An 8,546-nucleotide genomic window follows, 5' to 3' on the forward strand; every position below is an offset into this window, starting at 1 on the left:
GGACGATGAGCGCCGGCGCGGTTCCCGGCACGGCCGAGGCGGAGCCCGCCCCGCGCGTGCCCTCCCCCTGGCCGGCGCGGCTGCGTGCCACCTGGATGGCGCTGATCGTCCCGCTGACGCTGCTCGCCTTCTGGCACTTCGCGGTGAAGTGGGGGTGGATGCAGCTCATCCCATCCCCCTACGACGTCGGCGAATACATGATCGATTTCGCGGTCGGCGGCATCTGGGATGATGCCTTTTCCGCGACGCTGCACATCCATCTGCTGGCCTCGATGAGCCGCGTCTATGGCGGCTTCGCGCTGGCGGCGATCGTCGCGGTGCCGCTCGGCATCCTGATCGGCCGCAACGAGATGGTGCGCGCGCTGCTCGACCCCTTCCTGCAATTGATGCGGCCGGTGCCGGTGACGGCCTGGCTGCCGCTGTCGATGATCCTGTTCGGCCTCGGCGCGCGATCGGCCTTCTTCCTGGTGTTCCTCGGCGCCTTCTATCCGATCCTGCTGAACACCATCTTCGGCGTGCGCAGCGTCGAGAAGCGGCTGTTCGAGGCGGCCTCGATGCTGGGTTGCAGCGAGACCGCGCAGTTCTTCAAGGTGGTGCTGCCGGCCTCGCTACCGTCGATCTTCACCGGGCTGCGGCTGGGTCTCGGCCTCGCCTGGTTCGTCATCGTGGTCGGCGAAATGACCGGCGTGCCGCAGGGCCTCGGGGCCGTCATCATGGATGGCCGCACGCTGTCGCGCACTGAACTCGTGATCTGCGGCATGATCGTCATTGGCGTCGCGGGCTTCATCTCCGACCGCATCGTCGTGATGGTCATGAACCGCCTGCTGCGCTGGAGCCCGTCTCATCATGGCTGAGCTGCCCATCCTCGACGTCCGCGGCGTCGGCAAGATCTACGAACTCAACGGTCAGAAGATCGAAGCTCTCCGCGGTGCGGACCTCGTCGTGAGAAAGGGCGAGCTCGTCTGCCTGATTGGCGCTTCGGGCTGCGGCAAATCCACTCTTCTGCGCATCGTCGCGGGCTTCGAGAAGCCAACCAGCGGCCAGGCGCTGATGTGGGACAAGCCGATCACCGGGCCGGCGCCTGACCGCGGCATGGTGTTCCAGGATTACGGGCTGTTCCCGTGGCTGACGGTGCGCCAGAACATCGGCTTCGGCCCCTCCTCGCGCGGGCTGCCCAAGGCCGAGGTGCGCGACACGGTCGAGCGCTTCGTCACCATGGTCGGGTTGACGCGCTTCGCCGATGCCTACCCGCATCAGCTTTCGGGTGGGATGAAGCAACGCGTGGCGATCGCCCGCGTGCTGGCGAACGACGCCGAGATGGTGCTGATGGACGAGCCCTTCGGCGCGCTGGATGCCATGACCCGCGAGCGGTTGCAGGATGAACTGCTGGAGATCTGGCAGCGCACGAAGCTGACCGTGCTGTTCGTCACCCATTCGATCGAGGAGGCGATCTTCCTCGCCGACCGCGTGGTCGTGATGGAACCCGGCCCCGGTCGCATCGCCAGCGAGCACCGCATCGACCTGCCGCGGCCGCGCGACGTCGCCTCCCCGGAATTCAACGAGGTGCGGCGCGAGATGTCGGCCCGGTTGCACAGCCACCACGCACGCAAGGCCGCATGACGCGCGTCGCCGCCGTGCATCGCGTGGCGACGCGCCATCCGGGCGACGTATCCGGCCTCGCCGCACTGCTCGATGGGGGGCTTGACCCTGCCGGGATCGTCGCCATCCTCGGCAAGACCGAGGGCAATGGCTGCGTCAACGATTTCACCCGTGCCTATGCGGTACAGGCATTGAGCGTGATGCTGTCCGGACGGCTGGCGACGACACCCGAGGATGTCACCGCGCGCATCGCCATGGTGATGTCGGGTGGCACGGAGGGCGGGCTGTCGCCGCATTTCCTCATCGTGTCGGTCGCTGACACGCAGGCGCCGCCGACCGGCGCTCTGGCCATCGGCACCGCCTTCACGCGCGACTTCGCACCCGAGGAGATCGGCCGGACGGCGCAGGTGCACGCCACCGCCGAGGCAGTGCGCGCCGCCATTGCCGAAGCCGCCATCGACGACGTTCACTACGTCCAAGTCAAGTGCCCGCTGCTGACCAGCGAGCGCATCGCCGAGGCCGAAGCACGCGGCGCGACCGTTGCCACGCATGACACCTATCACTCCATGGGCCTGTCGCGCGGCGCCTCGGCGCTCGGCGTCGCCCTGGCGCTGGGCGAGGTCGCGGTCGTTTCCGATGGCGCGATCGGCACCGACACCTCGCTGTTCTCGGGCTGCGCCAGCGCATCCGCCGGCGTCGAGCTAACGCGCAACGAAATTGTCGTGTTCGGCAACAGCGCCGCCTGGGCCGGCGAGCTCACCATCGCCCATGCGGTGATGCGGGACGGCATCGACCTGTCGGCGATTCACGCCGCGTTGCGCGACGCGGGACTCGATCCTGGCGCGGGACAATTGGCGCCCGACCAGGCGGCACGCCTCGTCGCGCTGCTCGCCAAGGCGGAACCTTCCACCACGGGACGCATCCGCGGATTGCGGCACATCATGAACGACGACAGCGACATCAACGCGACGCGCCATGCCCGCGCCCTGGTCGGCGGCGTCGCCGCGGCTGCGGTGGGGAGGACCGACCTGTTCATCTCCGGCGGCGCCGAGCACCAGGGCCCCGATGGCGGCGGCCCCGTCGCCGTCATCGCGCGCAAGGCATCCTGACATGCGTCCTGTCGAGCGCGTTCGCTACGTCACGCCATCCGACCGGCCGCGCCATGAGGGGCCGGGGGGCGCAAAGCTGATCGTCTGGCCGGTGGTCAATGTCGAGAACTGGCTGATCGACAACCCGATGCCGCGCCAGGTGCTGGTCGCGCCGACCGCCAGCGTCCTCCAGCCCGACGTGCCGAACTGGGCCTGGCACGAATACGGAATGCGGGTCGGCTTCTGGCGCTTCCATGCATTGTTCGAGCGCCTCCGCATCCGACCGACGCTGTCGATCAATGGTTCTGTCATCGGGGCGTATCCGCGCGTCGCCACCGCCGCGCGCGATGCCGGCTGGGAATTCATGGGCCATGGCTGGTTCCAAGTGCCGACGCAACGGCTCGAGGACCAGCGCGCGATGATCGCGCAGACCACGCAGGCGATCCTCGATTTCACCGGAAGGCCCTGCACCGGATGGCTCGGGCCGGGCCTGACCGAGACGCTGGAGACGGCCGATATCCTCGCCGAGGCCGGTGTGCGCTGGACCGGCGACTTCGTGCTGGACGACCTGCCCGCACGAATCGCCACGACGCATGGCGAGATGCTTGCCATGCCCTATTCCGTTGAGTTGAACGACATCCCCGTGGTCATGATCCAGTACCATGATGAACAGGAACTGCCGCGTCGCGCCCGACTGACCGCCGCACGCCTGTTGCAGGAAGCCGAGGCGAGCAGTGGCGTGAAGGTGATGGGCATCGCCATCCATCCCTATATCACCGGCGTACCGCATCGGATCGCGGCGCTCGAATCACTCTATGCCGAACTCGCGGCTGACCCGCGCGTGGCCTTCCTGCAGGGGGATGAGATCGCGAATTGGTATCTGGCGAGCGGGGATGCCGCGTAGGGCGCTCGGAGAGAAGCCTTGCCACCCTCGGGACCTCCCCTCGCCAATGGCCCCGAACGGTTTGCGTTCGACCGCGCTCGCGCCAACCGCTCCAAGCCTTCCTTTGATCGACCATCTTCACGCGCCCGACTGATTCCAGTTGGGCGCGATCTGCTTTCAGGGCCGTTGGAACCGGCGGATCCAGGTGGCTCTCCGCAGGTCGTTGTCGACTATCCCAGCAATTCGCTGACCGCCGGTACCAGCACCGCGAGCCCGGCACCGACATCGGCCATCTCCAGCGCCTCATCCGGATTGTGGCTGCCGTGCTCGTTGCGCAGGAACAGCATGACCGTGGGAATCCCCAGCCCGGCAAAGGTCGCGGCGTCATGCCCGGCGCCCGAGGCCATCTCCCGCACCGGCACGCCCGCCTGGCTCGCACTGAGCATCAACAGGGTGCGCAGGCCAGGGTCCATCGGTGCCGGCGCGGCATGTGTCGGCGGACCGAAGTCGAATGTCACGCCACGCGCCGCACCGAGACGCGCCGCCTCCGCGCGGAGCCAGGCATCGAGCTCGGCGAGCAACGATGCGTCGAGACTGCGGATATCGAGGCTGAACCGCAGCACGCCGGGAATCTTGGTCGAGGTGTGATGCGCAGGGTCGGTGGCAAGAATGCCCGTGGTGCAGACCAGGTCGGCGCCAGAGGCCTCCAGCCGTGACCAGCGCTCATCGAGTGCCGCGATCAACGCCACCGTCGCCATGGCAGCGTCGCGCCGATGCCGTCGGGGTACGGCACCCGCATGGGCATGCACGCCATGCGCACGCGCCAATGGGTAGCGCAGACTGCCGCGGATGCCCGAGACCACGGCGACCGGCAGGCCCTCCTCGACCAGCACCGGTCCCTGTTCGATATGTGGTTCGATGAAATACGCGATGCGCGCGGGGTCGAGCAGCCCACGGCCTTCGCGGATCGGCGTCGGGTCCAGCCCCTGCTCGGCCATGTGTTCGGCCAGCGTCCGTCCAGTATCGACACGGCGCAGCGTGTCTGGCGCATCGCGCGGCAGCAGGCCGAACAGCGCGCGACTGCCGAGGTAATGAGCCGGGAACCAACACATTTCCTCGGCACGGATGCCGAGCACCAGCAGGTCGCGCTGCGGCGTGCGGCCCGCCTCGCGCAAGGCGGCCGCAATGGCCAGGCCGATAACCACCCCTGCCGCGCCGTCGAAATTCCCGCCATGCGGCACGCTGTCGAGATGCGAGCCCATCGCCACCGCCGGCAGCGCGCGGTCACGCCCGGGCAGCACCATCCGCAGCGTGCCGATCGCGTCGGTCGTGACTTCCATGCCAAGGCGACGCCCCGCCTCGGCCAGGATGCGGTGGGCCTCGCCTTCACCTTCCCCGAAGGAGGCGCGGGTGATGCCGGGCGGGTCGGCGGTGGCCGCCGCCAGGCGCGAGAACAGGTCGGTGGCGAGGGCAAGCGCCTCGGCCACGGCGCGGTCGGGAAAGGGCGTCATGCGCGGTTTCTAGCATTCGCCATGCCGGTCACGGCCGATGCGGATGCACCGCCATCCAATGCCGCGCGATATCCACGCGCCGCGTCACCCACACATCGCGCCGCCGGCCGATGTGGTCGAGCAGCCGCTGCAATCCCATTGCCCGCGCCGGGTGGCCGATCAGTCGCATATGCAGCCCGATCGACATCATCTTCGGCCGGCCTTTGCAGCCTTCGTCATAAAGCATGTCGAAGGCGTCGCGGATGAAGGAGAACCAGTCGTCGGAGGTGCCCATCCAGCCGGCGTACTTGCCGTCATTATTGACCAGTGAATAGGGCACGACGAGGTGCGGCTTGTCCTCGACCTGCACCCAGAGCGGCAGTTCCTCGCCGTAGTAGTCGCTGTCGTAGAGGAAGCCGCCATGCTCGACGACCAGGCGGCGTGTGTTCTCGGACGGTCCGTAGCGGCAGTACCAGCCGGCGGGGGCTTCGCCGAAGGTCTTCTGCAGGCTGGCGGCGGCCTTGGCGATGTGCTCGCGCTCCTCGGCTTCCGACAATTCGAAATGCTTCACCCAGCGCCAGCCATGCGAACACACATCGTAGCCGGCGGCGCGGATGGCCGCGGCCGCTTCGGGATTGCGTTCCAGTGCGAGGGCGCAGCCGAATACCGTCATCGGCAGGCCGCGTTCCTGGAACAGACCCATCAACCGCCAGACGCCGACGCGCGAGCCGTATTCGAACATGCCCTCGGCGGCGAGGTCGCGGCCGGATTTCACCTGACTGGCGGGATGCGCCTCGGTCAGCCCGGCCTCGGTGCGGCCGTCGCCAAGTTCGAAGGAAGGCTCCGAACCTTCCTCGTAGTTCATCACGAAATTCACCGCGAGTTTCGCGCCACCTGGCCATTGCGGGTCGGGCGGATTGGCGCCGTAGCCGATGAAATCGCGCTTCACCTGATAGGTCATGGTCACGCTCCTTCGACAACGGTGAAGGGCGCGACCTGGACGAATTCATCGTCGTCGCTGCTGCCGTCCTTCCACATGAAGATGGCGAAACGCGCGATGCGGTCGAAGACGGTGGAGGGGTGGTGCCAGACATTGGCGCCATAGGTCACGCCCTGGTCCGGCCGCGCGAGGAAGGCCCGCGCCTTCGCCATGTCCGGCCCGCCATCGGCACCGTGCGGCGCGACCAGCACCAGCCAGCGCCCGGCATCCATCGGCACGAAGGACTGCGAGGAATGCAGATGCCGCTCCATGGTGGTGGAGGCGAGCGGCAGGGCGACCGGTTCCTTCGTGCTGAAGGACAGGCTCGGCTTCGCATGCGCGCGACGATTGTCGAGCGCCGCTTCGGTATAGACGCGCCCCGGTTGCTCCGGGCAGGCCAGCACATCGCCGAAGGGGGCGAAGGCCTCGGCGGTCAGCTCTTCGAGAATAAGGCGCATCGGGTGACTCCAGCGTGATCGGGGTGATGATCGGGCCGGGCCTCGCCCTTCGTCCAGGGGGCGGGCAGAATGTGGCGAGGATTGGAGAGTTTGGCATGCGTCTGCAGGACAAGATCGTCATCGTCACCGGCGGGTCGTCGGGCATCGGCCGGGCCATCGCGACGCTGTTCGCGCGAGAAGGCGCGAAGGTGGTGATCGGCGACGTCAGCGAGACGGTGCTGGAAGGCGGCGCGCCGACGCGCGCGGTGATCGCCGAGGCGGGTGGTGTCGCGCGTTTCCAGCGTTGCGACGTTTCCGTCTGGGCCGATGTCGATGCGTTGGTGAGCGCCGCCGTCGCCGAGTTCGGCCGGCTCGACGTGATGGTGAACAACGCCGCGATTCGTGGCGCCGGCACCAGGCTGCACGAAACCACTGAGGAGGATTGGGACCGCGTGATGGCGGTGAACGCCAAGGGTGTGTTCTTCGGCTGCAAGCGCGCGGTGCAGCAATTCCTGACGCAGGAGATCGTGGACGAGACGCGTGGGCGGATCGTCAACCTTTCTTCCCAGCACGGCATGGTCGCCGCACCGGGAAAGATCGCCTACGGCACTGGCAAGGCGGCGTCGGCGTATATGACGAAGCAGATCGCGGTGGACTACGCGAAGGACAACATCGTCTGCAACGCCGTCGCGCCGGGCCGCATCCTGACCGGGCGCCCGGTGGCGCCGGGCACCGACGGGATGGAATATTCCATCATGCGCACGCCGATGCCGCGGCTCGGCCGGCCGATTGATGTGGCGCAAGCGGCGCTGTTCCTCGCCAGCGCCGAGGCGAGCTTCGTCACCGGGCATAACCTGCTGGTGGATGGCGGGTGGATGGCGTTCTGACCGTGATGGAGGCGGGCCGGGCGCCATGAGCGAGAGGGGCCGCCTTTCGACGCACCGAATCCGGGCGCGATAGCCCACGGCACCATCGACCGCGAGCGACCGGCGCCGCCATAGAGCATTATACCATTGATTTTACACACTTTATGATTTTAAGATGGGTCTGGTCCGGTACAGATCGCCATGCCTGTTGTTGAAGCGGAATTTGCACTCCTTGAGGAAGGCTGGAAAGCTGGCGTTGGGGATGCCGTTGAACTTGGCTAGGCGGCGTTTTGAGAAGCACCAGAAGCTCTCGATGCCGTTGATGTGGACGCCGTCGTCGGCGAACTGATCGTCGTTGTGTCGGATGCGGTGGTGCTTGGCGAAGCCTGCCTCGACGAGGCCGTCATAGGCGCGCCAGCCGTCGGAATGGATACTGGCGGAGACGTCGATCGTGCCTTTGATGATGCCTTGAAGCGCTGCTTTTGAACAGTTTCTGACGATCTGGGTATGCACGCGGCCGCCGCGCTTGAGGATGCCGAAGACCGGTGTCTTGCGCCCGGCGCCACGGCCTCGTTTGCCGCGGACGCGGCTGGCGCCGAAGTAGCTTTCATCGACCTCGACCTCGCTGGCGAAGGGGCAGGCATGGGTGGCGAGGTCAGCCATGCGGGCGCGGAAGAGGGTGAACAGACGCAGGGGTGGTCTTGCGGTCGAGCCCGGAGAGTTCGGTGGCCTGGGAGGACTTTCGCGATTCAGTCAGGTCGGAGGCCGCTCTAGCATTGATATCTTAAATTATACCACGCGGATGACTCTTCTTGCGACGATCGAGGAGACGCCTTGCGATGACAAACGTTTGGCGCCCGATGCTGTGCGCCTCCGGCCTTGCCTGTCTGGCGGCCAAGACCGCCGAGCCGAGCCGGGCCGAGACGCTGACCATCGGCATGGCTGGCGGCGTCACCTCGGTGGACCCGCACTTCCACAACGCGTCGCCCAACAACAGTATCGCCATGCAGATCTTTGATCGGCTGCTGGAGCGCGCCGCGGATGGCACCTTGGCGCCGGGCCTCGCCGAATTCTGGCGACCGGTATCGGAGACGGTGTGGGAATTCCGCCTGCGGCCTGGTGTGACATGGCATGACGGCCGCGCTCTGACCGCCGACGACATCGCCTTCAGCTTCACGCGCGCGCGGAACATCCCGAACAGCCC

At 67.2% G+C, this 8,546-nt stretch carries 10 protein-coding genes; 6 read left to right on the forward strand and 4 right to left on the reverse strand.

Annotated elements, in window-relative coordinates; genetic code table 11:
- The first annotated feature begins 5 nt into the window (after positions 1-5).
- From IEY36_RS24050 to IEY36_RS24065, 4 genes are read left to right on the forward strand one after another with little or no spacing between them, the layout of a single operon-like run.
- On the forward strand, positions 6-854 hold the full coding sequence (locus IEY36_RS24050) for an ABC transporter permease (protein WP_188971655.1): 849 nt from the start codon (positions 6-8) through the stop codon (positions 852-854).
- The gene (locus IEY36_RS24055) at positions 847-1,620 is read left to right on the forward strand and encodes an ABC transporter ATP-binding protein (protein ID WP_188971657.1); all 774 of its coding nucleotides are present in this window, start codon (positions 847-849) and stop codon (positions 1,618-1,620) included. The genes IEY36_RS24050 and IEY36_RS24055 overlap by 8 nt, the downstream gene beginning before the upstream one ends.
- Positions 1,617-2,708: a cyanuric acid amidohydrolase gene (gene atzD, locus IEY36_RS24060; protein WP_188971659.1), complete on the forward strand. Its 1,092-nt coding sequence runs from the start codon at positions 1,617-1,619 to the stop codon at positions 2,706-2,708. Before IEY36_RS24055 ends, atzD begins: the two co-directional genes overlap by 4 nt.
- Before the next feature lies 1 nt (position 2,709).
- Positions 2,710-3,591: a polysaccharide deacetylase family protein gene (locus IEY36_RS24065; protein WP_188971661.1), complete on the forward strand. Its 882-nt coding sequence runs from the start codon at positions 2,710-2,712 to the stop codon at positions 3,589-3,591.
- Positions 3,592-3,800: 209 nt separating this feature from the next.
- Here IEY36_RS24065 and IEY36_RS24070 read toward each other — a convergent pair whose 3' ends face one another.
- The 3 genes from IEY36_RS24070 to IEY36_RS24080 are packed head-to-tail and all read right to left on the reverse strand — an operon-like array spanning position 3,801 to position 6,497.
- Complete coding sequence (locus IEY36_RS24070) at positions 3,801-5,081, reverse strand: Zn-dependent hydrolase (RefSeq protein ID WP_188971663.1); 1,281 nt, start codon at positions 5,079-5,081, stop codon at positions 3,801-3,803.
- 28 nt (positions 5,082-5,109) lie between these two features.
- A complete protein-coding gene (locus tag IEY36_RS24075; RefSeq protein WP_188971665.1) occupies positions 5,110-6,021 on the reverse strand; it encodes a polysaccharide deacetylase family protein in 912 nt (303 codons plus the stop codon).
- A gap of 2 nt (positions 6,022-6,023) precedes the next feature.
- Positions 6,024-6,497, reverse strand: coding sequence for an ureidoglycolate lyase (locus IEY36_RS24080; protein ID WP_188971667.1), 474 nt, complete (start codon positions 6,495-6,497; stop codon positions 6,024-6,026).
- A gap of 95 nt (positions 6,498-6,592) precedes the next feature.
- Between IEY36_RS24080 and IEY36_RS24085 the strand changes: the two genes are divergently transcribed.
- Positions 6,593-7,363, forward strand: a complete 771-nt coding sequence (locus IEY36_RS24085; protein WP_188971669.1) for an SDR family NAD(P)-dependent oxidoreductase — start codon at positions 6,593-6,595, stop codon at positions 7,361-7,363.
- Between the two features lie 141 nt (positions 7,364-7,504).
- Here IEY36_RS24085 and IEY36_RS24090 read toward each other — a convergent pair whose 3' ends face one another.
- Positions 7,505-8,005, reverse strand: a complete 501-nt coding sequence (locus tag IEY36_RS24090) for an IS1595 family transposase (protein WP_188971671.1) — start codon at positions 8,003-8,005, stop codon at positions 7,505-7,507.
- Between the two features lie 176 nt (positions 8,006-8,181).
- On the opposite strand from IEY36_RS24090, the gene IEY36_RS24095 reads away from it, so the two are divergent.
- Positions 8,182-8,546, forward strand: a 365-nt coding sequence (locus tag IEY36_RS24095; protein WP_229681543.1) for an ABC transporter substrate-binding protein, incomplete at its 3' end; no start/stop codon positions are given.

Source organism: Neoroseomonas lacus (genome assembly GCF_014644535.1).
GTDB lineage: Bacteria > Pseudomonadota > Alphaproteobacteria > Acetobacterales > Acetobacteraceae > Neoroseomonas > Neoroseomonas lacus.

What these genes read in the sequence shown, in the direction of transcription:
- IEY36_RS24050 (WP_188971655.1), top strand. Translation starts at nt 6, where the DNA reads ATGAGCGCCGGCGCGGTTCCCGGCACGGCCGAGGCGGAGCCCGCCCCG.
- IEY36_RS24055 (WP_188971657.1), top strand. Translation starts at nt 847, where the DNA reads ATGGCTGAGCTGCCCATCCTCGACGTCCGCGGCGTCGGCAAGATCTAC.
- atzD (WP_188971659.1), top strand. Translation starts at nt 1,617, where the DNA reads ATGACGCGCGTCGCCGCCGTGCATCGCGTGGCGACGCGCCATCCGGGC.
- IEY36_RS24065 (WP_188971661.1), top strand. Translation starts at nt 2,710, where the DNA reads ATGCGTCCTGTCGAGCGCGTTCGCTACGTCACGCCATCCGACCGGCCG.
- IEY36_RS24070 (WP_188971663.1), bottom strand. Translation starts at nt 5,081, where the DNA reads ATGACGCCCTTTCCCGACCGCGCCGTGGCCGAGGCGCTTGCCCTCGCC.
- IEY36_RS24075 (WP_188971665.1), bottom strand. Translation starts at nt 6,021, where the DNA reads ATGACCTATCAGGTGAAGCGCGATTTCATCGGCTACGGCGCCAATCCG.
- IEY36_RS24080 (WP_188971667.1), bottom strand. Translation starts at nt 6,497, where the DNA reads ATGCGCCTTATTCTCGAAGAGCTGACCGCCGAGGCCTTCGCCCCCTTC.
- IEY36_RS24085 (WP_188971669.1), top strand. Translation starts at nt 6,593, where the DNA reads ATGCGTCTGCAGGACAAGATCGTCATCGTCACCGGCGGGTCGTCGGGC.
- IEY36_RS24090 (WP_188971671.1), bottom strand. Translation starts at nt 8,005, where the DNA reads ATGGCTGACCTCGCCACCCATGCCTGCCCCTTCGCCAGCGAGGTCGAG.